General features: G+C 63.3%; 19 protein-coding genes. 12 read left to right on the top strand and 7 right to left on the bottom strand.

What is annotated here, in order from left to right; genetic code table 11:
- Positions 1-1,173, top strand: a complete 1,173-nt coding sequence (locus MF134_RS18845; RefSeq protein ID WP_255341026.1) for a winged helix-turn-helix domain-containing protein — start codon at positions 1-3, stop codon at positions 1,171-1,173.
- Between the two features lie 178 nt (positions 1,174-1,351).
- Here the strand turns inward: MF134_RS18845 and MF134_RS18840 are convergent, their stop codons facing one another.
- Together MF134_RS18840 and MF134_RS18835 are read right to left on the bottom strand one after the other, a co-directional pair.
- A complete protein-coding gene (locus MF134_RS18840; protein WP_255341025.1) occupies positions 1,352-1,618 on the bottom strand; it encodes a hypothetical protein in 267 nt (88 codons plus the stop codon).
- 1 nt (position 1,619) lies between these two features.
- On the bottom strand, positions 1,620-2,561 hold the full coding sequence (locus MF134_RS18835; protein ID WP_255341024.1) for a mechanosensitive ion channel domain-containing protein: 942 nt from the start codon (positions 2,559-2,561) through the stop codon (positions 1,620-1,622).
- Positions 2,562-2,744: 183 nt separating this feature from the next.
- On the opposite strand from MF134_RS18835, the gene MF134_RS18830 reads away from it, so the two are divergent.
- The 6 genes from MF134_RS18830 to MF134_RS18805 all read left to right on the top strand — a co-directional run bounded on the left by MF134_RS18830 (position 2,745) and on the right by MF134_RS18805 (position 14,427).
- Positions 2,745-3,725: a calcium/sodium antiporter gene (locus MF134_RS18830; protein WP_255341087.1), complete on the top strand. Its 981-nt coding sequence runs from the start codon at positions 2,745-2,747 to the stop codon at positions 3,723-3,725.
- Between the two features lie 157 nt (positions 3,726-3,882).
- A complete protein-coding gene (putA, locus tag MF134_RS18825; protein WP_255341023.1) occupies positions 3,883-7,014 on the top strand; it encodes a bifunctional proline dehydrogenase/L-glutamate gamma-semialdehyde dehydrogenase PutA in 3,132 nt (1,043 codons plus the stop codon).
- Between the two features lie 382 nt (positions 7,015-7,396).
- Positions 7,397-9,076, top strand: coding sequence for a formate--tetrahydrofolate ligase (locus MF134_RS18820; RefSeq protein ID WP_255341022.1), 1,680 nt, complete (start codon positions 7,397-7,399; stop codon positions 9,074-9,076).
- Positions 9,077-9,365: 289 nt separating this feature from the next.
- Positions 9,366-10,988 (top strand): EAL domain-containing protein, encoded by a 1,623-nt coding sequence (locus MF134_RS18815; protein WP_255341021.1) that lies wholly within the window; start codon positions 9,366-9,368, stop codon positions 10,986-10,988.
- Between the two features lie 226 nt (positions 10,989-11,214).
- A complete protein-coding gene (locus MF134_RS18810) occupies positions 11,215-13,404 on the top strand; it encodes an anthranilate synthase (protein WP_255341020.1) in 2,190 nt (729 codons plus the stop codon).
- Between the two features lie 120 nt (positions 13,405-13,524).
- Positions 13,525-14,427 carry a cation diffusion facilitator family transporter gene (locus MF134_RS18805; protein ID WP_255341019.1) on the top strand — a complete coding sequence of 301 codons (903 nt, stop codon included), beginning with the start codon at positions 13,525-13,527 and terminating at the stop codon, positions 14,425-14,427.
- A gap of 14 nt (positions 14,428-14,441) precedes the next feature.
- Here MF134_RS18805 and MF134_RS18800 read toward each other — a convergent pair whose 3' ends face one another.
- Together MF134_RS18800 and MF134_RS18795 are read right to left on the bottom strand one after the other, a co-directional pair.
- Entirely contained in the window at positions 14,442-14,912 is a 471-nt protein-coding gene (locus MF134_RS18800; protein ID WP_255341018.1) for a hypothetical protein, read from the bottom strand.
- An 85-nt stretch (positions 14,913-14,997) separates the two neighbouring features.
- Positions 14,998-17,097: a diguanylate cyclase domain-containing protein gene (locus MF134_RS18795; protein ID WP_255341017.1), complete on the bottom strand. Its 2,100-nt coding sequence runs from the start codon at positions 17,095-17,097 to the stop codon at positions 14,998-15,000.
- Positions 17,098-17,529: 432 nt separating this feature from the next.
- On the opposite strand from MF134_RS18795, the gene leuA reads away from it, so the two are divergent.
- From leuA to MF134_RS18780, 3 genes are all read left to right on the top strand, one after another.
- Positions 17,530-19,284 (top strand): 2-isopropylmalate synthase, encoded by a 1,755-nt coding sequence (gene leuA, locus MF134_RS18790; protein WP_457590028.1) that lies wholly within the window; start codon positions 17,530-17,532, stop codon positions 19,282-19,284.
- Entirely contained in the window at positions 19,281-20,063 is a 783-nt protein-coding gene (locus MF134_RS18785) for an alpha/beta fold hydrolase (RefSeq protein ID WP_255341015.1), read from the top strand. Before leuA ends, MF134_RS18785 begins: the two co-directional genes overlap by 4 nt.
- Before the next feature lie 92 nt (positions 20,064-20,155).
- Complete coding sequence (locus MF134_RS18780; RefSeq protein ID WP_255341014.1) at positions 20,156-20,770, top strand: hypothetical protein; 615 nt, start codon at positions 20,156-20,158, stop codon at positions 20,768-20,770.
- A gap of 28 nt (positions 20,771-20,798) precedes the next feature.
- Here the strand turns inward: MF134_RS18780 and MF134_RS18775 are convergent, their stop codons facing one another.
- Complete coding sequence (locus tag MF134_RS18775) at positions 20,799-21,749, bottom strand: metallophosphoesterase family protein (protein WP_255341013.1); 951 nt, start codon at positions 21,747-21,749, stop codon at positions 20,799-20,801.
- A gap of 61 nt (positions 21,750-21,810) precedes the next feature.
- On the opposite strand from MF134_RS18775, the gene MF134_RS18770 reads away from it, so the two are divergent.
- On the top strand, positions 21,811-22,272 hold the full coding sequence (locus MF134_RS18770; RefSeq protein ID WP_255341012.1) for an NUDIX domain-containing protein: 462 nt from the start codon (positions 21,811-21,813) through the stop codon (positions 22,270-22,272).
- On the opposite strand, the gene MF134_RS18765 is transcribed toward MF134_RS18770, so the two are convergent.
- On the bottom strand, positions 22,263-23,321 hold the full coding sequence (locus MF134_RS18765; protein WP_255341011.1) for an alpha/beta hydrolase family protein: 1,059 nt from the start codon (positions 23,319-23,321) through the stop codon (positions 22,263-22,265). The genes MF134_RS18770 and MF134_RS18765 overlap by 10 nt on opposite strands.
- 145 nt (positions 23,322-23,466) lie before the next feature.
- Here MF134_RS18765 and MF134_RS18760 point away from each other — a divergent pair, with 145 nt between their 5' ends.
- Entirely contained in the window at positions 23,467-24,558 is a 1,092-nt protein-coding gene (locus MF134_RS18760; protein ID WP_255341010.1) for a helix-turn-helix domain-containing protein, read from the top strand.
- A gap of 29 nt (positions 24,559-24,587) precedes the next feature.
- Here MF134_RS18760 and MF134_RS18755 read toward each other — a convergent pair whose 3' ends face one another.
- Complete coding sequence (locus tag MF134_RS18755; protein ID WP_255341009.1) at positions 24,588-25,580, bottom strand: glutathione S-transferase family protein; 993 nt, start codon at positions 25,578-25,580, stop codon at positions 24,588-24,590.
- Positions 25,581-25,818 lie beyond the last annotated feature (238 nt).

The raw sequence follows: 25,818 nt of genomic DNA, 5'->3' as shown, positions 1-25,818 counted from the left end.
ATGGAACGAGTAAGCCTTCCCCAGGGGCGTCGCATCGCGCTGGCCGCGCAAGGGTTTTGTGGCAGCCGCCCGGCCACGGTCAAGCCGATGCACCTGCGCCGCCTTCTCGACCGTCTTCATCTCCATCAGATCGACAGCGTCAATGTGCTGTCTCGCGCCCACTATCTCCCCGCCTTCTCGAGGCTTGGGGCCTACGACCGGGCCGAGCTCGATCAACTCGCCTGGGGACCGAGACGTCAGAGACGGCTGTTCGAATACTGGGCCCATGAGGCGTCCCTGCTGCCATTCGAGTTGCAGCCCCTGCTTCGCTGGCGAATGGCGCAAGCCGATCGCGGGGAGGCGGCCTGGAACTGGATGCGCGTCTTTGCGACCGAGAGGCGGGCGGAGGCCATGGCCGTCCTCGAACGCATCCGGGCCGACGGACCGATGTCGGTCTCGGATTTCGACGATCATCAGGGGCAGTCGGGCTGGTGGGAATGGAGCGATACCAAGCGTGCGCTCGAATGGCTGTTCTGGGCCGGGCATATCACGACGGCGACGCGGGAGGGCAGTTTCAAGCGTGTCTATGACCTGCCCGAACGGGTGCTGCCAGCTGAAATACTGGCGCAGCCCACACCATCGGACGCGGATGCCCATCGCGAACCGATCGCCCGGGCGGCCCGCGCCCACGGGATCGCGACGGACAAGGAGCTTCGCGACTATTTCCGTCAATCGCCGGAACAGGCGCGAGAAGCGATCCTCTCTCTAGCCGAGGAGGGCGTGCTCGTCCCGGTCGACGTGCCCGGCTGGCGCCACGCCTGGCTCCATCGCGATGCGCGACGGCCGCGACGGATCGATGCCACGGCGCTGCTCGTCCCCTTCGATCCGCTCATCTGGGAGCGGGATCGCACCGAACGATTGTTCGGATTTCGCTATCGCATCGAAATCTACGTTCCGGCCGCCAAACGGGTATACGGCTACTATGTCCTGCCGTTTCTGTTCGGCGACCGATTGGTTGCCCGGGTGGACCTCAAGTCCGACCGTCATAACGCGCGGCTCCTGGTACACTCGGTGCATTTCGAGCCAGACGCGCCGTCAGAAAGCCGCGACGCACTCAATGCCGAACTCGAAAAGATGGCGATGTGGCTTTCCCTCGAGAACGGTGTCGTTTGGAGCGAGAAAACAGATGGCTAGGGATGAAGCTTCGACCGGGTCTGTGGATAGGAATCTGTAAGGTCGCGAGTTCTCGTTTGCGAGTTGCGCGGTAATCGCGGCAACTTTCGGCTTCTCTTACCCCGGCTGACGACGGCCCCTGGATGGCTCCTTCATTCCGTCAAGACGTGGTGGCGTCTCGCGTTGCGGATGCCCTGCGCTAGACTGAAGCTGCAGGTCCGACGAGCGAAGCCCCAAAGCGCAGGGCGATACAAATCGCTGCAGCTGCTGAAGCGAGCGCAGCACGGCGGTTGAGAATTGCACTCCGGTTCATGGCCACGACCATCCTGTTGAGGTCGGCCTGGTCCAAGGTCTCGAAGCGCGAGACGCGGCGGACCAACCGCGCGCCGGCCTGATACCAAAGAGCCGCGGCGACGAGCGAACTGAAGATTGCTGCCATATCGAGTATGATGAAGAGCGTCGGCATATCAGTCGATCTTTTCCAATGACGCTTGACCTTCGGTTGGGGCTTGCCGTGTTGCCGCCTGAAGCTGGGCGAGCAGGTCGATGGTGATCTCGCTTTCAAGCCGCTCGGCGACATGTGAAGGGCAGAAGACGCTGATCTCGATACGCAGCTTTCCCAGGTCTGACGTGCGAAATCGGACGAGAGGTGCGGGGTCGGGAAGATCGGTCCGGGTCCGGAGTTCTATCGACGCATTGGCTTGAGCGGCTCCCGTACGGAACGGCTCATAGTGCCCTCTGACGATTCTCGAGACGGCCTCGTGAGCTTCCTTGATGTTCGGCATGGGTTCGAACGTGACCGCGAAGCGGTGGTAGGTGTGTTCGCGCAGTGCCGTCTGGTTTCGCACGGTTGTCGTCAACAGCACGCTGTTCGGCACGACAAGCGTGCGCCCCGTGGGCATGTAGGCATGGGGTCCTGTACCGAACTCCAGAAGTGTGGTCGCCAGCAGCGTGTGATCCGTGACTTCACCCCGGCTCTCGCCGACCTCGATCCAGTCGCCGACAGCGAAGGCGCGGGTCGTGGCCCGAAGCACGGCGCCCGAAAGACAAAGGATCAGCTCCTTCGTCGCCACGACGATCGCCACGGCGACGGCCGTCAGGGACAGCGCGAAGGTTCGCAATTGAGGCGCCCAGATCAGCACGAGCCCGATCAGAAGCAGCAGGAGAAAGACGTTGCGACTGGAGGCAATGAGGCGGCGCTGGTTGTGTGACGCCAATTCCGTGCGAGCTCGGATTGAGTGCACCACGATTTTCCGCGCGACCCAGAGCAGCAACAGCAGAAGAGCAGAAGCAAGAAGATCGAATTGCGGGAGGTGAGAGAGATCGAACGGAAGTGGCGGAAGTGTCAGATCGTCGAACATGGGTGGAAACTGTGTCGGGCTGCGGACGAAGGCAATCTGATCAAGCATCCGCTGAGCGCCTTCGCCAAACGGTAATGCAAGGGACGCGCCCCCGGCATCAGGGCTCCAGAGCGTCGGCCCTTCAATGCGCCTCGCCGGCTAGTAAATGACGTCAAAGTGGAGAGGGTCGCGGCCTTGCGGCTTGGCTGCTACGGGATAGATCGCCCCTCAACGCTGTTGTGGAGGAGCGGAATGATAGTTGACGTCTGGCTGCCCCTGATCGGAGGGCTCGTGCTTTTGATCGCGGGCGGCGATCTCCTGGTTCGCGGGGCAGTCAAGGTTGCAGAGCACCTTGGTGTCTCGCCCCTCGTCATCGGTCTGACTCTGGTTGGGTTCGGCACCTCCGCTCCCGAACTGGTCACCTCCGTTCAGGCAGCGCTCTCGGGTGCGCCCGGGATTGCATTCGGCAATATCGTCGGCTCGAACATCGCGAACATCCTGCTCATTGCCGGAATCTCGGCAATCCTCTTCCCGATTGCCGTATCTTCCTCCGCGCTGCGGCGGGATGCGATGGTCATGGTTGGTGTGACCCTGGTCTTCGCTGTGTTGGCTTTTCTGGTGCCCTTCGGAAGACCTGTGGGCCTGGTCTTCGTGGTCGCGCTTGCGCTCTACATCTATTTCGCCTTCCGCCAGGAAAGCACCGCGGCCGAACACGGCGCCGCCTATGAAAAGGCGCGCGCCTTAGAAGCTGTTGATCCCGCCGTCGTGCCTCAGTCCAGCTCCACCGGCGGGCTGATCCTGCCGTTACTGATCGCGATTGGTGGACTGGCGCTCGTCGTGTTGGGTGGACGATTTCTCGTTGGAGGGGCGGTCTCGATCGCGGAAGCTTTCGGTGTACCGGAGACCGTGATCGGGCTGACCATCGTGGCTATCGGCACATCCATGCCCGAACTCGTCACGTCGATCGTGGCTGCTTTCAAGCGGCAGAGCGACGTCGCCTTCGGTAACATCGTCGGTTCCAATATCTACAATCTTCTGGGTATTGCCGGCGTTACGGCGCTGATTTCGCCAACGCGCGTGCCCGCGGAGATCGCGACCTTCGACAATCTTCTGATGGTCGCGGTCACGCTTTTGTTCATGCTCTTCTCGACCACCGGACTTCGGATCGGTCGCCGTGAAGGCGGCGTTCTTCTGGCAGGCTATCTGGCCTATCTCTATGTATTGTGGCCTTAGGGTGGGAACACGACTCCCTCCGGCGAGACATAATCTGTCGGCTTGAAAGTTCATGTCTTCGCAACTCGCCATACTGCCCCCGATTGCGCCCGTATCCAGACATCCCTAAGCTCGCTCGATCCGCGTGTTGTTTCCACTCTGGTGCCGGATTCGCCTCATGTCCGCGATTGAACCTGCCGCTCGCTCCGCGAGCTTCCCGTCACCGTTCTCCGCGCCGTTCGCGCCGGACGACCAGGCTTCGGTCTCGGCGCTGTTGCAGGCGTCGGAGCGATGGTCCCACAGCGAGGAGAAGGTCGACAAGCGGGCGCGGGGGCTGATCGAGGGGATTCGCAAGGCTGCCGGCGGGATCGGCGGGGTGGAGGATTTCCTGCGCGAGTTCGGGCTTTCGAGCCGCGAGGGGCTGGCGCTGATGATCCTCGCCGAGGCGCTTCTGCGCGTGCCGGATGCGGCGACGCAGGACCGGCTGATCGAGGAGAAGATCGGCGCCGGCGACTGGGCCCATCACGAAGGCCACGAGGACCGGATGCTGACGGCGGCTTCCGCCTGGGCTCTGGGGATTTCTGCGCGCATCATCCGGCCGGGCGAGACGCCCCAGGGCGTGTTGTCAGGGCTCGTCAAGCGCGTCGGCGGGCCGGCCGTGCGCCAGGCGACGCGACAGGCCATGCGCTTTCTCGGCCGGCATTTCGTGCTCGGCGAGACGATCGAGGACGCGCTGGAGCGGGCGCGCGGCTTTGAATCCAAGGGCTACCGCCATTCCTACGACATGCTGGGCGAGGGCGCCCGGACGTCGGCAGACGCCGAGCGCTATTATCGATCCTATGCCGATGCGATCGAGAAGATCGGCCGCAAGGCCGGCAACAAGCCGTTGCCCGACCGGCCGGGCATCTCGGTCAAGCTCTCGGCGCTCCATCCGCGCTATCACCCGCTGCAGCATGACCGGGTGATCGCCGAGCTTCTGCCGAAGGTCGAAGCTCTGGCGAAGCGGGCTCAGAGCTACGACCTGAATCTCACGATCGACGCCGAGGAGGCCGAGCGCCTGGAAATCTCGCTCGACGTCATCGACGAATTCGTCAAGCGCTTCGACTTCAAGGGCTGGCAGGGCTTCGGCCTCGCGATCCAGGCCTATCAGAAGCGCGCGCTGGCGGTGATCGAGCATATCGATCAGCTGGCGGACGCGGCGGGCATCCGCATGATGGTGCGGCTCGTCAAGGGCGCCTATTGGGACACGGAGATCAAGCACGCCCAGGAAAAGGGCCTCTCCGGCTATCCGGTCTTCTCCCGCAAGCCGGCGACGGACCTGTCCTATCTCGTCTGCTCTAAGGCGCTGCTCGATCGGCGCGAGCGGATCTATCCGCAGTTCGCGACCCATAACGCGCTCACCGTCGCGACCATTCTGGAGATGGCGGGCGACGATCTGACCGGTTTCGAGTTCCAGCGCCTCCACGGCATGGGCGAAGGGCTCTACGAGACGATGCGGCGGAACACGCCCAAGGGCGTCGCGACCCGCATCTATGCGCCAGTCGGCGGCTATCGCGATCTTCTCGCCTATCTCGTGCGCCGTCTGCTGGAGAACGGTGCGAATTCCTCCTTCGTCGCCAAGGTCGGTGACGAGGACATCCCGATCGACGAGCTTCTGGAGCGGCCGCGCGAGATGCTGGCGGCGGGACCGGCGCGGCATCCGAAGATCGGCCTGCCGAAGGACCTCTTCACGCCGCGCAAGAACTCGACCGGCATCGAGGTCGGCGAGCGGCTGTTCCTCGAAAAGCTGCTGAAGCGCCGTTCGCGAACCAGTGTTAAGGGGCTCATCGCCCGCTGCGGATTGCCGCTGGCGGAAAAGTCCGGGACGTCGACGGCGGTCGAGATTCGCTCGCCAGTGAACGGCGCGGTCTTCGGCACCAGTCACCATCTGACCGCGGATGCGGCAAAGGCGGTGATGGCCGAGGCGGCGAAACATGCGCGAGCCTGCGAGGCGGTTCCGGCCGAAAAGCGCGCCGAGCGCCTGCGCAAGGCCGCGTCGCTGATGGAGGAGCGCGAGAGCGAGCTTCTGGCGATCCTCGCGGCCGAAGGCGGCAAGACGCTGGACGACGCGGTCGCCGAAATCCGCGAGGCGGTCGACTTTCTGCGCTTTTATGCCGACGAGGCGGTGCGGCTCTTTGCCAAACCGGTGGAGCTTCCGGGTCCGACCGGTGAGGAAAACCGGCTCACCTACCGCTCGCGGGGCGTGGTCGTCGCGATCTCGCCCTGGAACTTCCCGCTGGCGATTTTCACCGGACAGGTCTCGGCGGGGCTTTCTGCCGGCAATGTCGTGATCGCCAAGCCCGCCGAGCAGACGCCGCTGATTGCGGCGAAGGCCATCGCTCTCCTGCACGAGGCGGGCTTTCCGAAGGAGCACTTGATCCTCGCGCCGGGCGATGGTGCCACGGGTGCCGCGCTTACCTCCCATGATGCGACCGCCTGTGTCGCCTTCACCGGTTCGACAGAAACGGCCTTCGCCATCAACCGCGCCCTTGCCGCTCGCAAAACCCCCATCGCCCCGCTGATCGCCGAAACCGGCGGCATCAACGCGCTGATCGCCGACGCGACCGCCCTGCCGGAGCAGGTCACGGACGACGTGGTGATGTCCGCCTTCCGCTCCGCCGGCCAGCGCTGTTCGGCCCTGCGGCTTCTGTTCCTGCAGGAGGACGTCGCCGACCGGATTCTCGAGATGATTGCCGGCGCAGCCGCCGAGCTTACCGTCGGCGATCCACATGATATCGCGACGGATATCGGCCCGGTCATCGATGCCGAGCAACTCGCCATGCTGAACGACCACGTCGCGCGGATGGAGCGCGAGCAGACGGTCCGCTTCAAGGGCAAGCTCAAGCCGGAACTCTCCTCCGCCGGTCATTATTTCGCGCCCCACATCGTCGAGCTCGACCGGCCGGAAGCGCTCGATCGTGAGGTGTTCGGCCCGATCCTTCACGTGGTGCGCTGGAAGACGAAGGACTTTCCCAGGATCCTCGATGCCATCGAGGCGACCGGTTACGGCCTGACGCTCGGTGTCCACAGCCGCATCAACGACACGGCCTTGAAAGTCGCCCAAAGGCTCACCGTGGGTAACGTATATGTGAACCGAAACATCATCGGCGCCATTGTCGGTTCTCAACCCTTTGGAGGGTCAGGTCTTTCCGGAACGGGGCCGAAGGCCGGCGGGCCGAACTACGTGGTTCGATTTGCGCGCGAACAGGTCATTTCGGTCAATACTGCGGCCGCAGGCGGTAATGCCAGCCTCATTGCCATGGAATCGTAGCAGCCGGGTAACAGCTAATCCATGAAACCTATGCTAGCTTTTGTGCGTTGGGGCAGCGAGCACGTGATCGTCCATTTCCTCCCAATCGGATCGGTCGCGGATGTTCAACCCAGTAAAGGACGTCGGCCCACGCGCTATCCTCCTGGCGCAGCGACCCACGGACCAGAGTAAAGAAAAGCCCGGTGACCTCCCACACCGGGCTTTTCTTTTGTCCAAAAGAGCGCTGAACAACCCGGTCGCCGCTTCACGCACTCCGCCGTCTCGCGTCTGCGACGCCACCGCCTCGCGAAGGGACGGCAACCGCGACCCTGCTGTGGCCAATGTCCGATGACTTGGCTATTTTCCCCGCCAACCGATCAAGACAATCATGGAGGGGATGGCCGTGGCCGAGTTTCAATCCGACATCGCGATCGCGCGGGCGGCGAAGAAGAAGCCGATCAAGGAGGTCGCCGCTCGCCTTGGCATGTCGGAAGACGACATCATCCCCTATGGGCACGACAAGGCGAAGATCTCCGCTCCCTTTCTGCAATCGCTGGAGGGCCGCCCGGACGGCAAGCTGATCCTGGTGACAGCGGTCAATCCGACGCCGGCCGGCGAGGGTAAGACCACGACCACCGTGGGGCTTGGCGACGGGCTGAACCGGATCGGCAAGAACGCGCTGATCTGCATCCGTGAGGCCTCCCTCGGACCCTGCTTCGGCGTGAAGGGCGGCGCGGCCGGCGGCGGCTATGCCCAGGTCGTGCCGATGGAGGAGATGAACCTCCATTTCACCGGCGATTTCCACGCCATCACCACGGCCCACAATCTGCTGTCGGCGATGATCGACAACCATATCTATTGGGGCAACGAGCTGGAGATCGACTCGCGCAGGGTCACCTGGCGCCGGGTGCTCGACATGAACGACCGGGCCTTGCGCGGCATCGTCACTTCGCTCGGCGGCGTCGCCAACGGTTTTCCGAGGGAGACCGGTTTCGACATCACGGTCGCTTCGGAAGTGATGGCGATCCTGTGCCTGGCGACCGACCTTGCCGATCTCGAGCGCCGTCTCGGCGACATCATCATCGGCTATCGCCGCGACAAGACTGCGGTCACCGCCCGCGACCTGAAAGCCGACGGTGCTATGGCTGTGCTCCTGAAGGACGCGATCCAGCCCAATCTCGTGCAGACGCTGGAGAACAATCCGGCCTTCGTGCATGGTGGCCCCTTCGCCAATATCGCCCATGGCTGCAATTCGGTGGTCGCGACCAAGGCGGCTCTGAAGCTGGCCGATTATGTGGTGACGGAAGCCGGTTTCGGCGCCGATCTGGGTGCCGAGAAGTTCTTCAACATCAAGTGCCGCAAGGCGGGGCTGAAACCATCAGCAGCGGTCGTCGTGGCGACGGTGCGGGCCATGAAGATGAATGGCGGCGTCGCCAAGGACGATCTCGGTGCGGAAAATGTCGAAGCAGTGAAGGCCGGCTGCGCCAATCTTGGGCGGCATGTGCAGAATGTGAAGAGCTTCGGCGTGCCGGTCGTCGTCGCGATCAATCACTTCGCCGCCGACACCGAAGCCGAGATCGAGGCCGTGAAAGCCTATGTGGCCGGGCTGGGTGTCGAGGCGGTGCTCTGCCGGCATTGGGCCGAGGGCTCGGCCGGGACCGAGGAGCTGGCAAACAAGGTCGTTGCGCTGGCCGACGGAGGAGCGGCAGATTTCACGCCGATCTATCCCGACGAAATGGGCCTTTTCGAGAAGATCGAGACGGTGGTGAAGAAGATCTATCGCGGGGCGGAGGTCACGGCCGATCAGTCCGTGCGGGATCAGCTGGTCGCATGGGAAGAGGCCGGCTACGGCAACCTGCCGGTCTGCATGGCGAAGACGCAGTATTCCTTCTCGACCGACCCTACCCGGCGCGGGGCCCCGGAAGGGCACAGCGTTCATGTACGAGAGGTGCGGCTTTCCGCTGGCGCCGGTTTCGTGGTTGCGATCTGCGGCCAGATCATGACGCTGCCCGGTCTGCCGTCCAAGCCAGCGGCAGAGGCGATCCGCCTCAATGCTGAAGGTCAGATCGAAGGGCTCTTCTGAACCCCTCGAGGCCGCGGCGGCCGAGTGTTCCGCCGCGGCCTCGACCCCTGATCCCTGCACGCTTTCCAAGAAAGGGTGAGGCCTGCAAGCAAGATGTCGGCTCGATCCTCCACCACTTCGGGACGATCGGTTCGCCAAGACGTTCTCTCCACCATCTCGCGCGAAGCCTTTGATCTTTACGGGGTTTGGTTCGGAAAAACCGGCTATTTCCATCGACCGCAATCGGGCTTGTTAAGCGATCCTTGATGGATTCCCTGTTGAACTTCTGACGTGCAACAGGGCGCTACGAATGGCAAAACTCGTCAGTCACCTTCTTTCGACCAGACGGCAACGCTTCATCGGCATTCTCGTTGGCTGCCTCGTTCTTCTGCTGCTTTGCGTCGGCGCGCTGACCTTGACGAGCCATGCAGTGCATGAGGCGATGGCATCAAGATCCGCCGAAGCACTCGGGCCGTATCGGGAAATGGAAGGCCATCTGGTAACGGCGTTCGACCGTCTCGAGACAACGGTCACCTCGACGCCCTGCAGCGAGGAGTATTTCAGCCAGTTGAAGCCTGTGGCCTTGCTGCCCGATGGGCTGAACGATTTTCTGCACATCCGCGGCAACACGGTCCTCTGCTCGTCCAGTGGCGGCGTTCTCGCCGAGCCGGTCGACCTTGGAGCGCCGGATCTGTCGATCGTCTCCTCGGGACTCGAAGGGGAACTCTGGGTCGATCGGGCTCTCGACCGTCTCGGGCATGCGGGGCTGAAGGCCTCCATAGTTCGGCAGAAGAACTTTGCCGTCCTCATCCCGATGCGCGAGGAAGCGCGGAAAGAATCGAGCTGGTTGGCCGTTGAAACCATCTTTGCCTCCGGTCCTGGGACGAGTTGGCACCAGATGGGTAGAGAGGGAATCTACGCAGCGACAATCCAGGGAGAAACAACGTTCGGGACCGCGCTGGGATTGCGTCAGCGGCATCTCGAATGTCTCGGCAACGGATATGTCTGTGTCGCGACGGAAGCTTCGCTGCCATCCATCCTCTGGGAGCAAAAGGGATATGCCCTGGCCTTCCTGACGCTCGCGGTCTGTTTCGCCACCGGAGCAGGCTTTCAGAGCCGCTCCGCCCTTGCGCACTATCTGTCCTTCGAGGCCCGCTTCCGTCGGAATCTGACAGCGGAGTCGGTCGAGTGTCTCTATCAGCCGATCATGGATCTGCGGACCGGCGAGATCGTCGCTTGCGAGGTTCTGGCGCGCTGGAGGGATGTCGACGACCGCATCGTCTACCCGGATCGGTTCATACCCTTGGTCGAGAAATATGGACTGACCATGCCCTTCACCAGGATGGTGGTGGAGCGCGCTTTCCAAGACCTCTCTCGGGCCTTGCCCACGGACAGGCGATTGCGGGTCACCTTCAATCTGTTCCCGCGCGATCTCATGAACTCCTCGCTCGTCGAGACCTTCAGCGCGTTCGACGGCACGCGTGACCGTTTCGAACTGGTCGCCGAGCTTGTGGAGAGCGATGCGATCGATGTGAGGCAAATGCAGTGTCAGATCGACAGGCTGAAGGAGGCCGGGATCATGACCTATATCGACGATTTCGGAACCGGATACTCCAGCATCGACAATGTCGTCGACCTGGCCGTTGACGGTGTGAAGATTGACCGTGCCTTTGCCATGGCGCCGAACGGCAGCGTCAAGTCGCGCATGCTCGATCTTGCCATCGAGGTGGTCCATGCGACCGGCAAGACGCTCGTCGTCGAAGGCATCGAGACGGAGGAGCGCCTGCGTCACCTTCGCTCACTCAAACCGGCGGTGGAGTACGTCCAGGGCTATCACATCTCGCGACCCGTGGAGATCGGAGCCTTTGCGGCGTTTCTGGCCGGATTCGACATGGCTGAGGAACAGGAGCGTGAGATCGTTGCTGCAGCCTGAGGCGCGCCGTTCGTTGACCGGCGGTCGCCCATTGCCCTTTGATCGCGTTCGGTCTATCGGTTTTTCCATGAGACAATCGATCGTCACGATGAACCGTTGGTGGTGGGCGCGCTAAACAGCGGCCGAACCGTCACGTCTGTGACCAGACAAGAAGGCCGCCTCGCAATCCGGGCGGCCTTTTTCGCAAAGCGTCCGGCCTGTGGGGCTGAAGACCCGGAGACAAGGGATGGTGAGCGAACATCTTCAAGATGGCAGCGAGCGTTACGTGACCGCCGGTGGCATCACGGTCTCGCGCCGGCGCGAACGCGTGGCCTATGCGGGCGCGATCGAGCCCTATTTCGACCGGCTGGATGCGCGGCGCGGCGCGATCCTGTTCTCGAACTACGAATATCCCGGTCGCTACACGCGCCAGGACGTGGCTTTCGTCGACCCTCCTGTCGCGATCGCATCGCGGGGGCGGCATCTTTGGATCGAGGCGCTCAATCCGCGGGGCGCGCTCATCGCGGGATGGATCGCCGACGCCCTGGAAGGCGGCAAGGAGATCGCTTCGCTGGAGCGGCTGGACGATCGCGTGGAGGTCCGGGTCGCCGAGCCGGCCGGTTCCGTCACCGAAGAGGAACGCTCGCGCATCCCGACGGTCTTCTCGGTCCTGCGCCGGATCGTCTCGCTGTTTCGCTCCGACGAGGACGGCGCCATCGGCCTCTACGGTGCCTTCGGCTACGATCTCGCCTTTCAGTTCGACCCGGTGGAGGAGGTCCAGGCGCGTGATCCGGAGCGCCGCGATCTGGTGCTGTATCTCCCCGACGAGTTGCTCGAGGTCGATCATTATTCCGCCTCGGCCTATCTCACCCGCTACGCTTTCGAGCGCGACGGGCTCTCGACGGCCGATCGCGAAGGGGGAGGAGCTCCGGCTCCGTTCGCCTCGGCCGACACCATCCCGTCGCGCGGCGACCATCGGCCCGGCGAATATGCTGACCTCGTCCGCCAGGCCAAGGAGCGTTTCATCCGGGGCGATCTCTTCGAAGTGGTGCCGGGCCAGGTCTTCTACGAACGGGCCGAACACCGTCCCTCGGAGATTTCCCGCCGCCTCAAGGCGGTGAATCCGTCGCCCTATTCCTTCCTGATCAATCTCGGCGAGAACGAGTTCCTGATCGGGGCGAGCCCGGAAATGTTCGTGCGGGTCAATGGCCGGCGCGTCGAGACCTGCCCGATCTCTGGCACGATCAAGCGCGGCGAGGATGCGATCTCGGATTCCGAGCAAATCCTGAAGCTTTTGAACTCGAAGAAGGACGAGTCGGAACTCACCATGTGCTCCGACGTCGACCGCAACGACAAGAGCCGGGTGTGCGAGCCGGGGTCGGTGAAGGTCATCGGTCGGCGCCAGATCGAGATGTATTCGCGCCTCATCCACACCGTGGATCACATCGAAGGCCGGCTTCGCGACGACATGGACGCCTTCGACGCCTTCCTGTCCCACGCCTGGGCCGTGACGGTCACCGGTGCGCCGAAGCTCTGGGCCATGCGCTTCATCGAGAAGCACGAGAAGAGCCCGCGGGCCTGGTATGGCGGCGCCGTCGGCATGGTGCATTTCAATGGCGACATGAACACCGGCCTGACGCTGCGCACCATCCGGCTGAAGGATGGCATCGCCGAGGTGCGGGCCGGCGCGACGCTGCTCTACGATTCAAACCCTGAAGAGGAAGAGGCCGAGACGGAGCTGAAGGCCTCTGCGCTTCTCGGCGCGATCCGCGAGGCTGGCGCCTCCAATGCCGCGACCGGTGTGCGCGAGACCGCGCGGGTGGGGCAGGGGCTGAAGATCCTCCTCGTCGACCACGAAGACTCCTTCGTCCACACGCTGGCGAACTATTTACGCCAGACGGGGGCGAGCGTCGCGACGGTGCGCACGCCGGTGCCGGCGGAGGTCTTCGAGCGGATCGATCCCGACCTGGTCGTGCTGTCACCCGGGCCGGGCGCGCCGGCGGATTTCGACTGCAGGGGCACGATCGCCGCGGCCCGCGAGCGTGGCTCGGCGATCTTCGGTGTCTGTCTCGGCCTGCAGGCGCTCGCCGAAGCCTATGGCGGCGCGCTCCGGACGCTGCACGTGCCCGTGCACGGCAAGCCCTCTCGCATTCGCGTGGGCAATCCGGGCCTGATCTTCTCCGGCCTCCCCCACGAAATCACGGTGGGGCGCTATCATTCCATCTTCGCCGATCCGGTGCGACTGCCGGCGGATTTCGAGGTGACGGCGGAAACCGAGGACGGCATCGTCATGGCCTTCGAACACAAGCACGAGCCGGTCGCGGCCGTTCAGTTCCACCCGGAGAGCATCATGAGCCTTGGCGGCGACGCCGGCATGCGCATGATCGAGAACATCGTCGCGCATTTACCGCGCAAGGCGCGGGAAAAAGCCGCCTGAACCCGGGACGGAGCGGGATGAGCTCCTCGTCATCCCGCTCCGACCGCTTGTCCTGACGCATGATCCTGTCGGCAGGATCGTGCAAACTCTCCGCATCATGCTCTAGGCGCTGACGAACAGATGGCAGATGGCAAAGCTTCGGTCGCCAAGCGGATCGCGGCCCTGACGGTTGTGGTCGCGTTGCTGGTGCTCGCGATCAAATACTACGCCTATTGGGTCACGGGATCGGTCGCGCTGTTTTCCGACGCGCTGGAATCGGTCGTCAACGTGGTGGCCGGCCTGGTCGCGCTCTGGGCAATCTATGTGAGCTACAAGCCGGCCGACAGCGACCATCCGTTCGGCCACACCAAGGCGGAGTATTTCTCGGCCGTGGTGGAAGGCGTGCTCATCGTCGTTGCCGCGCTCGTCATCCTGCGTGAGGCATGGTTGGCGTATCAGGTGCCCCGCACTTTCGAGGCACCCCTCGAAGGCATGTTGATCAACGGGGTGGCAACGGCGATCAATGCCGGCTGGGCATTGTATCTGATCCGCCGCGGACGATCGCACAATTCGCCGGCCTTCGCCGCCGACGGGCGGCACATCATGGCCGATGTCGTGACGTCGGTCGGCGTGCTTCTCGGGCTCGGCCTTGCGACGGTGACCGGATGGTCCGTGCTCGATCCCATCCTGGCAGCGGTCGTCGCGCTGAACATCCTGCGGGAAGGCGCCAAGGTCGTCATGTCGTCGCTCTCCGGACTGATGGATCAGGCGATCGAGCCGGAATCCGAGGCGCGGGTGCGCGAGACGATCTCCGCCAATGCCGATGGCGCGCTCGAGGTCCACGATCTCAAGACGCGGCTGGCGGGCCGGGCAATGTTCATCGAATTTCACCTGGTCGTCCCGAGCGCCATGACCGTCGGCGACGCCCATTGCATCTGCGACCGGATCGAGGACGCGCTACAGGAGGAATTCACCGGCGTGCGTGTCTCCATTCATGTGGAGCCGGAGGAGGAGGCCAAGCAGGTCGGCGTGCCGGTGTTATGAGGTGAAGACGAAGATCAATGCGGTATCATGGCTTCATCATAGATTTCACGTACAGCCTTCTCCATGCCCTTGCGGATGAGAAATTGCTTGATCGTTCCGGCTGCGACGCGACCTGCAACGGCGCCAGCAATCGACTTCACGCCTCGGCTGAAATACACTGCATATACGCCGTCATTGATCAGTCCGGCCGCGAAGCTCAGATAGTGATGGGCAGCCATTTGGGCGAAACTTGTATCGCGCATCAGCACGTTGGGATCGTATCGTGCAGTCATGGCAACCTCGACGATTGCTCGTCTTTTTAGGTCGAATGGGGAAATCATTGCGGCAATTCGTTCGCCGAGGCTGACCTGCCCATCCATGTTGCCGTCCCTGTAATCGTAAAAGCTTCCGATGACAGCGGCCTTGTTTCCAATGAAGCCAATGGCCCCGATTTCTCTCTTTTTGAAATCGCGAACGATGATCCAGTCGATGGTGCGCTTTGCCATAGGTAGCCTCCTTCGGGAGACTAAAATACAACTAAAGCGAAAATTTTTACAAGAAATTTATCACAGGTAGAGATAGTGGTAGTCTTCAGGCGATCGCCGCCGATGCTAGTGGCGCGCTTTCGAAAAGTCGGATCCGATCGCCTCCTTCGCGTTTGGCAGCATACATCGCGGCGTCCGCCTGATCGAGAATTGCGCTGGGGGAGCGTGTCTTTCGGTTGCCCTGCGCGATGCCGATGCTGGGCGTGACCCGAAGGCGGGTGTTTTCGAGCGTTCGCGTGTTTTGACAGGCAAGGATCAGTCGCTCGGCGATCTGCTCGGCCTTCCGGGCGTCGCCGTCTCCGATCAGCGCGACGACGAATTCGTCGCCGCCCAAACGGCAGATCGGCCCGTCATGGCCGAGGGTTTCCTTGAAGCGCTGAGCGATTTCGATCAGCAGCCGATCACCGATCTCGTGTCCGAGCTGGTCGTTGATCGCCTTGAACCCGTCGAGATCGATGAAGAGCATCGTCAGCGTATCCGGACCCTGCGTGCCGGGCCGTGTCTCGCAGAGCGATCCGATCTGTTCGAAGAAGCCGTGGCGATTGAGGAGACCGGTCATGAAATCATGCGATGCCGCATGATGGAGCCGGTCCATCGAATGGGTGTGCGTCAGGACGATGCCCGCCAGCCGGGCGGTGTCGGCAACGAAATCAACGTCATAGCCGCGCGAGGCCGGGTCTTTGCCACGAACGCAGAACAGGGCCTCGTCGTCATCGTCGAGGCCAAGCGGGATCGTCAGGGCGTGAATGGCGGCGAGAGCGGCCTCGTCCTTGGCGTTGCTCCCCACGGAGAAGGCATGGGCGAGGCGCTTGCGCATGAGACTTGGAGCGGTCTCGCCCCCCGACGACTGGGCGTAGTCCTCCCGTGTCGTCTGGGCGAGGCGTCTTGCGAACAGGGCGAAAGCCTGGGCAGACGATGGCCCGGCCACCACGCGCCATTCCGTGCTCTCGCTCCGCAAGAGGATCGCCGCCTCAAATTGGGGCTCGATACGGCGAAACTCGCAGACAAGCGCTTCGAGCATCGCCTCACGTGTCGCACCCTTGGCGAGCATTTGCATGATATGGCTATGGCCGCGCATGATCGCGCTTGTCCTGCGCCCATCTTTGATTTCGGCCTTGAGCTGATCATTGGCCGCGTTCAGGGCAGCGGTCCGCTCGGCAACCAGAAGATCGAGCGCGTCGAGCATGTTTTCGAGCTTGCGATTGACCGACAGGCGTTCGCCATTGGCTGCCGAGAGCAGGAACGCCGTCAGGCTGAACGCGAAAAGAAACGCCTGCAGGACGAGAGAGTTGAGTTTCGGTGGACCGGCGGCCGCGAAAATGCCGTGTCCCATCGCTGTCGAAACCGAGACGGTCAAGGCGATGGCCATGACCAGAAGCGCGGTCTCTGACTGCCGTTGGCGCAACCCCGACCAGACCGCGAGCGGGAACAGGGCGAAGCTGGCCGGCAGGAATGCCAGGCCGAAGCGGTTTGTCCAGTCCGAGAAGAGGAACGCCGCACCAATCACGCCTGCGACGATCACGATCCAGGAGGCCAGGCGTGGTCGCTCATGGGGACGTCGAACCGATTGGATCAGGCAGAACAGCGCGACACCGACGACAAGATCAGCACTGATGTTGCCAAGCGCCCATCTTCCCCATCGCAAGAAGAAGGTATTTGGATCCGTCACGATGGTGGGGTCCAGAAGAACCGATCCCACCGTAGCGCAGAACAGTGCCTCGACCACAATCATCAGGGCAAGGAAAACGAAAGCGTTGTGCGTGGTCGACAGAAACTCGCTGGCCTGGATATGCAGCCGCTTCAAGCCCCAATACACCAGGATGGGGCAGAGCGTGTTGATGAGGGGAAGCATAGTCCAGGCCAGCAGAGGCGACCCGAAGTGAAGTTCGCCCAGAAGCGCCCCGAGCCATATTCCGGGGGCGACGATGGGACCGAAGCACAGCACCAGCGCCATCGCGGTTCCAGCCGGAATCCATAGCGGAACCCACCACCCCCATGCCGTCTCCGCTGGCATCAGGTGGACGAACAATCCCGTCGCGATGACACCGGCGAACTGCAGCGCCGCGACGCCGATCGTCGTGGCAAGAAGGCGCAGCGAGAGGATCGGCCAACGCCGATTGGGCGACGTCTCGTCGGATATCGCCATTCGAAGACCTCGGGCAAGCTTGGGTGGGGCGTGCGATTCAGCATCGGCGGGGATGGTAAAGATGCTGTAAAAACCTCCACGACAGCGACGAAAGATGGGTAGCCGGCTTGCGGCGGGAAAATTTCTTGCAAAAGGCCTCCGGAACGCTATTTTCGCCGCATGAATCGTCTGGCCGAAACCATCACTGCGCCTCATCTGCCGACTGTCGGCGGGAATGATCTGCGTGCGGCCACGGGCCTTCTCCTTCTCGGCCTTAGCGGCGACCGTCGGACCCGATAGACAAGGGGCGTCCGGCGGTCGAGCCGGCGCGGCTGCGGCCAGCGCTCCAGTCCCTTGGACTTCACCCGAAATCGAAATATCTGGATGCGTCCGCAATTTCGCCGTCGCGCAATTCGCCAAGAGCGGCCATCCGCCCGAGAAGGCTCGATACCGATGTCAGCTATCGCTCAATCCGCAACATCTCCCGTTCCTGCGGCGGACCAGCCGTCCGCGGAAAAGCGGCACACCATGCCCACGGCTTCGCGGAAGTACCGCCCCTATCCTCAGGTGGACCTGCCCGATCGGCAGTGGCCATCAAGGACCATCACGGAGCCCCCCATCTGGTGTTCCGTCGATCTGCGAGACGGCAATCAGGCGCTCGTCGATCCGATGGGCCATGACCGCAAGGCGCGCTTCTTCGCCATGTTGCTGGCGATGAACTTCAAGGAAATCGAGATCGGCTTTCCGTCCGCCTCCCAGACGGATTTCGATTTCGCCCGCTGGTGCATCGAAAAGGCCGGGGCGCCGGCGGACGTATCGCTGCAGGTTCTGGTCCAGTGCCGCCCCGAACTGATTCAGAAGACCTTCGACTCGCTCGAGGGTGCGGTTCGGCCGATCGTCCACTTCTACAATTCGACGAGCGAGGCCCAGCGGCGGATCGTGTTCCAGAAGGATCGCGCGGGCATCAAGCAGATCGCCGTGGACGCCGCCAAGATGATCACCGACATGGCTGCCAAGGCCGGCGGCGGTTATCGCTTCCAGTATTCGCCGGAAAGCTTCACCGGCACCGAACTCGAGTTCGCCGCCGAGATCTGCAATGCGGTCGCCGAGATCGTGCAGCCGACGCCGGAGAACAAGCTGATAATCAATCTGCCGGCGACCGTCGAAATGTCGACGCCCAACATCCACGCCGATCAGATCGAATGGATGTGCCGCAATCTCGACAATCGCGACAATCTGATCGTTTCGCTGCATCCCCACAATGACCGCGGCACGGCGGTGGCGGCGGCCGAACTCGGCCTGATGGCCGGCGGCGATCGCGTCGAAGGCACGCTGTTCGGCAATGGCGAGCGTACCGGCAATGTCGATCTCGTGACAATGGCCCTGAACATGTACACGCAGGGCGTCGATCCCGGGCTGGACATCACCGACATCAACCACCTGAAGGACGTCTACGAATACTGCAACCGGCTGACCATTCCGGAGCGCCACCCTTATGTGGGCGAGTTGGTTTACACGGCCTTTTCCGGCTCGCATCAGGACGCGATCAACAAGGGCATGAAGGCCCATCGCGCCGCCAACAGCGAGTTCTGGGAAGTTCCCTATCTGCCGATCGACCCGCAGGATGTGGGCCGCAGCTACGAGGCGATCATCCGGATCAACTCGCAGTCGGGCAAGGGCGGCATCGCCTATGTGCTCCAGGCCGATTACGGGCTGAACCTGCCGCGCAATCTGCAGATCGAGTTCCGCGAGGACATTCAGCGGATCACCGATGAGACCGGCGTCGAACTGCCGGTGCGGGCGATCTACAACCGCTTCATTGAGCGTTATGTGGAGCAGCCGGAAGGTCGCTTCCGCTTCGTCGATCACTTCACCCGGCCGCATCCGGACGTGAAGGGCAGCCGTGTCGTGGAGGCCACCATCATCGACAACGGTCAGGAACTGACGATCGACGGCATCGGCACGGGACCCATCGACGGGTTCGTCGACGCGCTCTCGCGTCATCTCGGGATCGAGTTCTCGGTGTTCGACTATTCCGAGCACTCGCTCGGGGCGGGCTCCGACGCGCGGGCAATCTCCTACATGGAAGTCAGCTATGAAGGCGGTCGTCTGTATGGCGCCGGCATCAACAAGAATATCGTGACCGCTTCGCTCGAAGCGCTTGTCTCGGCGGTGAACCGGATCATTGCCGAAACGGCGACGAAGTGAGCGAAGCCGCATCTCTTGCCGCGATCGAGACCGGGGAGAGGGCGGGCCCGACGCTCGTCTTTCTCCACGGTTTCGACGGGCGCAAGGAGATCTTCCGCAATCTGGCGGAAGTCTTTGCCGGCGAGGGATTTCATTGCCTCGCCTTCGATCTGCCCGGGCATGGGCAGTCGCTTGAATTCCCGGGTTTCGGTCCACCCAAGATCGCGGCGCGCGCCGTGCTTGCCGAGCTGGAGCGCCGCGATATTCGTGAAGCCCATATCGTCGGCCATTCCATGGGCGGTGCGGTGGCTTGCCTTGCGGCGCTGTTCGCGCCCGAGCGGATCCGCTCGCTGACCCTGCTTGCGCCGGGCGGCTTTGGTCCCGAGATCGGTCTCAGCCCGATCCGCGCGGTCATGGAGGCGGAAGACGAGGCTGCCTATCGGTACGGGATGGCCATGATGATGGCACCGGGCGGAGAGTTGCCGGCTGACTTCCTCATCGAACGCGGCGGGTCCGAGCAGCGCCGGGCCATCAGGCAGATCTTCGATCTCCTGTTCGGGAGTGGACGGCAGGGCATTCTGCCACTCGATGCGATCGCGGGGGTCGGCTGTCCGATCCGGGTCTTGTGGGGCGAGGATGATCCGGTCACACCCGTCGAGCAGTGCGAAGGTCTGCCTGCGGCCTTCCATGTCACGCGTCTGCCCGAAACCGGCCATATGCTGATGCTGGAAGCATTCGCGGCGTGCCGCGAGATCATTGAACAGGCGATTCGGGACGCCGAAGGCGCCCAGCCCGGTTGAGTCGGTCTTCGCACCGCGGCATGCAGTTCCTTTCGGTGCCAAACACCGCTACGGTAAATGAAACGTTAAGACACGATGATTCGAGGCGCAGCATGGGCGAGGGCAAGGACAATATCGCATCCCTGATGGGAACGAAGCGTCTGGCCGATGCCGTGCGGCAGGCCAAGATCGCGGCAGCGCAACGTTCCGACGTCGTCGTCGACATTCGCGAGGCCGATCGGGCCCGGCTCGAAATCCTCGCCGAAGAACTGCAGCCGGTGATCGACGAACTCGAGCCCGGCGACGATTTCTTTGATTTCACCGTCGCTGGCGGCAGCCACCCGCGTCTCTGGATCGACGGAACCGCCAATGTGATGATGGCGCGCGACCGGCGCACCTACCGCTTCGTGCGCGAGACGCGGCTCGGCCGGCTGACGCTGGCCGAATCCACCGAGCCGCGGGCCATCGCCGATCATGTTACGGACTATGTCGCCTCGCGCATCGTCGAGCGCGAAAAGGCGTTCGCCGCCGACGACATGCTCGGCGACGGCAAGGCAAAAAACGGCAAGGCGACCACCGACGAGACCGAGCCGTTGAAGGTGCCGCAGCGGCGCTCGAAGACCGGCGAGTTTCTGATTGCGCTGACTTGGCTGATGATCGGAGCGGTCATCGGCGCCGGCCTGCTTCTGGCGATCGCCTCCTATCGGGGCATGACCATCGTCGGCTGAGGCCGGGCCTGCTCTCCAGGAGAGAGCCCTAAACCGCTTCGCGGGCATCCTCCCGGGGTTCTGTGTTCACCGCACGCCCGTCGGTGAGCAGTTCGCGCTCGCGGACCCAGCCGATGCCATGCCCCGTGGCCCGCAATCCGCGCTCGCGCTGGATGAGGGACCAGTCGCCTGGCTCGCCGGTGATCTCGAAAAGATTGTATCGCGACGCCGGATGCTCGCTGCCGGGGCCCTGGCTGGCCGAGGGAACGCCGACGACCGGGATCTTGCCCTGCGGCCCGTCCAGCCAATGGAGCGTATCGAGATGGGTATGGCCGTGCAGCACGAGTTCGGCTCCCACATCGCGCATGACCTTGGAAAAGAACTGCTTGCCGATCAGGCGCTTGTGCCAGGAGGTGGATCCGGAGATCGGAGGATGGTGGATCATCACGACCCGGAAGTGGCCGGTTTCCCCGGCGCGTTCGAGCAGACGGGCCAGTTGAAGCGCCTGGCGGCGCTTGAAGGTCCCGGTGGCAAAGAAGGGCGCCGTCGCCTCCGCCGTGGAGACCCCCAGAATGGCGACGGGCCCCCGCTGGCGCAGATAGGGAAAGGACGTCCCCATGGCGTGGAGCGCGTTGTCTCCCACCATATAGGGGTACCATTCATCATAGGAGCGCCGCAGAGCGCCGGGAACATAAGCGTCATGATTGCCGGGAACGACCGAAACATCGTGGGGCGTGCCCAGATCTTCCAGCCAGAGCCGGGCGGCGACGGTTTCCTTCTTGGTCGCGAGATTGACGAGATCGCCGGTGACGGCAACATGGTCCGGCGCTTCCTCCTTCAGATCCTGCAGGAGGTTCGTCAGCGTGTCGCCGAACATCGCCCGGCGGCGGTTGCGATGCCAGTTCACATAGCCAGTCACCCGCTTGGAGGCGAGTTCGCGAAACGAGAGTTCCGGCAGCGGCCCGAGATGGATGTCGGAGAGATGGGCGAGTCGAAACATCGATCGGCTTTCCTTTGTCGTTCAGCCCCTTGATCTAGTTTTCAGCGAAGTGAGTAGAACCATGGCCTTCGAGAAAATCCTTGTCCGGGCGATGCACGGCATACATCTCTTCCGAAACCCGATGACGCTTGGCGTACGCGCTGCCGCTTTCGACGAGGCGGGCCGGATTTTTCTCGTTCGTCACACCTATGTGTCCGGCTGGCACATGCCGGGCGGGGGTGTCGATCCCGGGGAAACGGCGGAAGAGGGGGTTGTGCGCGAACTGAAGGAAGAGGGAAATCTGACCGTCACCGGCACGCTTTCTCTCAAGGCCGTCTATTTCAACAAGAACGCCTCCAACCGCGACCACGTGCTGTTCTTTCACTGTGACGGCGTACAGCAGAGCGAGCCGAAACGCCCGGACACCGAAATCGCCGAGAGCGGGTTCTACGCTCTCGACGATCTGCCGGATGATACGACGCCCGCAACCCGCCGGCGGCTCGCCGAGTTGGCCGGACGCTCGGCGTTCGACGCTTATTGGTGAGACAGATCAGCCTGCTTCACCTCTGACGAGAGGCCGAAAAAGCGGGCAGTTGCTGCAACGACCTCGGCGTGGACCTTCGCCCGGTTCGCGCCGGCCGGGTCGGTGCAGACCGGATCGTCGCCCTCCTCTTCGAGACGCTCAGCGCCGCCGGACTTGCAGAGCGGGAGGAACGTGAAGTGCGATGCGGGGCGGATCGTTTCGTGAGTGGCGTCGGGCAGGCGTGCCGCGAGGTCGCTGCCGGAGGCCGACACGTCGACAGCCCGCCAGGGATCGGGCGCGCCGAAACTGATCAGGAGCACCGGGAGGTTCATTTCTTTCACGCTCTGATGTGAGAGCGCGTCGGTCATGCCGGGTTCGACGGCGACGACAGATCCAACGCGGCGATCGCGGACATCCGCTTCCATGACCTCCGGCAGATTGTCGAAGTCGACGCCGCCCTTGCGGAAGAACACGCAATCGGGTTGCGTCACGAAACTCTGGCAGTAGTCGCGATACTTCCCTCGCTCGAAATGGCCGCCCACGAGGTTGAGAACGGCCGTGCCGCCGAGCGAGAAGCCGAGGGCGCTGATGCGGGTGGTGTCGACGAAGGGGCCGAAGCTCGGGTCGGCGAGCAGGGTGTCGAGAGCGGCGCTCAGATCCTTTGCGCGCTCGTCGATCCGGAGCGTGCGGCGCGGGGAGGAATCGCCGGAGGTCGTGCCGGGATGATTGACGGCCAGCACCATCGCGCCTCGCAGGGCGAGCTCTGACGACAGCCAGCCGAGACTGTCCATGTTCCCGCCAGAGCCGTGGGACAGGAGGACCAGCGGGTGCTTGCCGGTCTCGGCGGCAGCGCCGACCAGCGCCTTCGTGCCGACGAACAGGTCGTTGTCGCCAATCGGCACCGGGTAGGTGCGTGCCCCGGCGGGATACCAGATCGAGGCAGGAACGAGCACGGCCCGGTGGTCCGCCTTGACCGGGAACCGGTCATAGCCGGCGAGAGGCTCGGCATGGGCCGAACCGGTGGCGAGGAGTGCTGCGAGCGAGGCGAAGGCGAAGATGTGTTGGCGCATGGCGCTTTCCTTTGGCGAGAGGGTGGGCGCTTGGCCCGGCCCATCGGTCGCCCGGATCAGGAGTTTTTGCGTCCTGAAACCGGTTCGAGGTCGCGCGGATCCGGTTTGAGGCCTATCGAGAGCCGGTCACCAACGGAGCGCCGCCATGCTCGCCCTGCCGATCTCGATCGTCGTCTCGCTCGCGCTTGCCTATACGCTCGTCCGTCTTGTCGTGAGAGGCGCGATCACGGCTCCGCTCGCGGCGCTTCTTGTGACCTGCATGGTCCAGGGCGTGATCAATGCTCTGGCGCAATATTACGCTGTGGCACCCTTCCGTCTCGTCCAGCCCGTGACGGCGGCCCTGATCCCGCCGCTTGCCTGGCTCGCCCTGAAGGCGGCACGCGATTCCGGTCGCCTGGAGGGGACCGCTCTCCTCCATCTTCTGGCGCCGGCCTTTGTGGGCTTCTGCATCTGGCGGGTGCGCGAGGTGATCGACCCGGCCGTCATTGCAATCTTTGCCGGCTATGGCGTCGCCATGCTCCATGTCTTGCGCCGGGGTGCCGACGCCTTGCCCGAGGCGCGTCTCGATGCCGGCGACTGGCCGCCGCTGATCTGGCGCGTGATCGCCATCGCGATGGTTTTCTCGGCGCTGAGCGATGCGGCGATCTCGGTGGCGGTCCTGTCGGGTGATGGCTGGGTGAAGAGCTGGATCGTCAGCGTCGGGTCGAGCCTGACGCTGCTGTTGATCGGTGTCTGCGCGTCGTCACGCAATCTGGGCAACGCCGAGACGACGCCGGAGACGGGGCTCGGTGATCAGCCGAACCAGGATGAGGGAGAGATCGCTGCGGAGCGGGAACGGGACCGGGCCATCATGGCCGAGCTTGACCACCTCCTGCGCGATCAGGGCCTGTCGCGCGACAGCGAATTGACACTGTCGCGCCTTGCCCGGCGCCTTGGTCTTCCGGCCAAGCGCGTCTCGGAGGCGATAAACCGGCAGACCGGCGGGAACGTTTCCCGCCACGTGAATGCGTATCGCGTCGCCGACGCCTGCAACGAACTGGCTGCCGGCGCTTCGGTCACCGGCGCGATGCTAGCGAGCGGATTCGCGACCAAATCCAACTTCAATCGGGAGTTCCGCCGTCTCACCGCGATGGCGCCGACCGAGTGGCTGGCGATGCGGCATGCGACCAAGAGCGCGCCGAAGCCGTTACTACCGGACTGGCGCGGCGCGGAAACCACCTCGCCGCCCTTGGCTTGAAAAGGCCGAGGGGGAACCCGGCCCGGTGGTTACGCCGCCAGAGGCATTGAGCCCCGTCCGTGAGGGCGGTCCAGATGCTGCTCGGGTCCGAGCGGGACGATCCCGGTCGGGTTGATGGTCTTGTGGCTGGTGTAATAGTGGCTCTTGATGTGGTCGAAATTGACCGTCTCCGCCACGCCCGGCCATTGGTAGAGTTCGAGCATGTAGTCGTAGAGCGCGGGATAGTCGGCGATCCGCCTCTGATTACACTTGAAATGGCCGTGATAGACCGGATCGAAGCGGATCAGGGTGGTGAAGAGGCGCCAGTCTGCCTCGGTGGGTCCGGATGACCCGACCAGATAACGCTGCCGGGAAAGCCGGTCCTCGAGGAAATCCAGAGTCTCGAAGAGTTTGCCGAACGGCTCCTCATAGGCTTCCTGGGTGGTCGCGAAGCCGCATTTGTAAACGCCGTTGTTCACCGTGTGGTAGATCCGGTCGTTGATGCTCTCGATCTCGTCGAAATGCTCGGCCGGTGTGACCGTGCCCGGGACGTCGCTGAACGCCGCAAAGCCGGTATCGAGAATGCGGATCAGTTCGGCCGACTCGTTGTTGACGATCGTGCCGGTCTTCTTGTCCCACAGCACGGGAACGGTGACCCGGCCGGTATAATGCGGGTCGGCCTCCAGATAGACCTCATAGAGGCGCTGCTTGCCGAGAACCGTGTCGGGAATGGCGCCCGGCCGTTCCGAAAAGACCCACCCTTCCTCGCCCATGTGGTAGTCCACGACCGACAGCGAGATCACGTCTTCGAGCTTCTTCAGCTTGCGCACGATCAGCGCCCTGTGCGCCCAGGGGCAGGCGAGCGAGACGTAGAGGTGATAGCGGCCGGCTTCGGCGGGATAGGCCTTCTGACCGTCGGGGCCGGGCGATCCGTCCGGCGTGATCCAGTCGCGAAACGTTGTTTCCGTGCGTTTGAAGCGGCCGCCGGTCTTGTCGGTGTCGTACCACTTGTCCTGCCACTGGCCGTCTACGAGAAGTCCCATCTGTCTCCGTCCCGTCGATGATTAGCTTTGAGGGTCAAACCTCTCGTATCAGGGCGCGTTCCACCCCGCCGCCGCGACGGTTCGTCAACGCTGGTGATGACAATCATCCGACAAGTGGCCGCTGGATTTTCGATCGTCCGGATGGTAACCGCAGGAACATGCTTGGGAGACTGGCAATGCGGGTAAGCCGACGACGAGAGGACATCTCTGCCGAAAGGCATTGAGCCGCTGCATCCTT

Origin of the sequence: Jiella marina (genome assembly GCF_024359545.1) — a bacterium.
Lineage (GTDB): Bacteria > Pseudomonadota > Alphaproteobacteria > Rhizobiales > Rhizobiaceae > Jiella.
The sequence above is the reverse complement of the archived record's forward strand: the minus strand, read 5'-3'. Positions and strand labels throughout refer to the sequence as shown.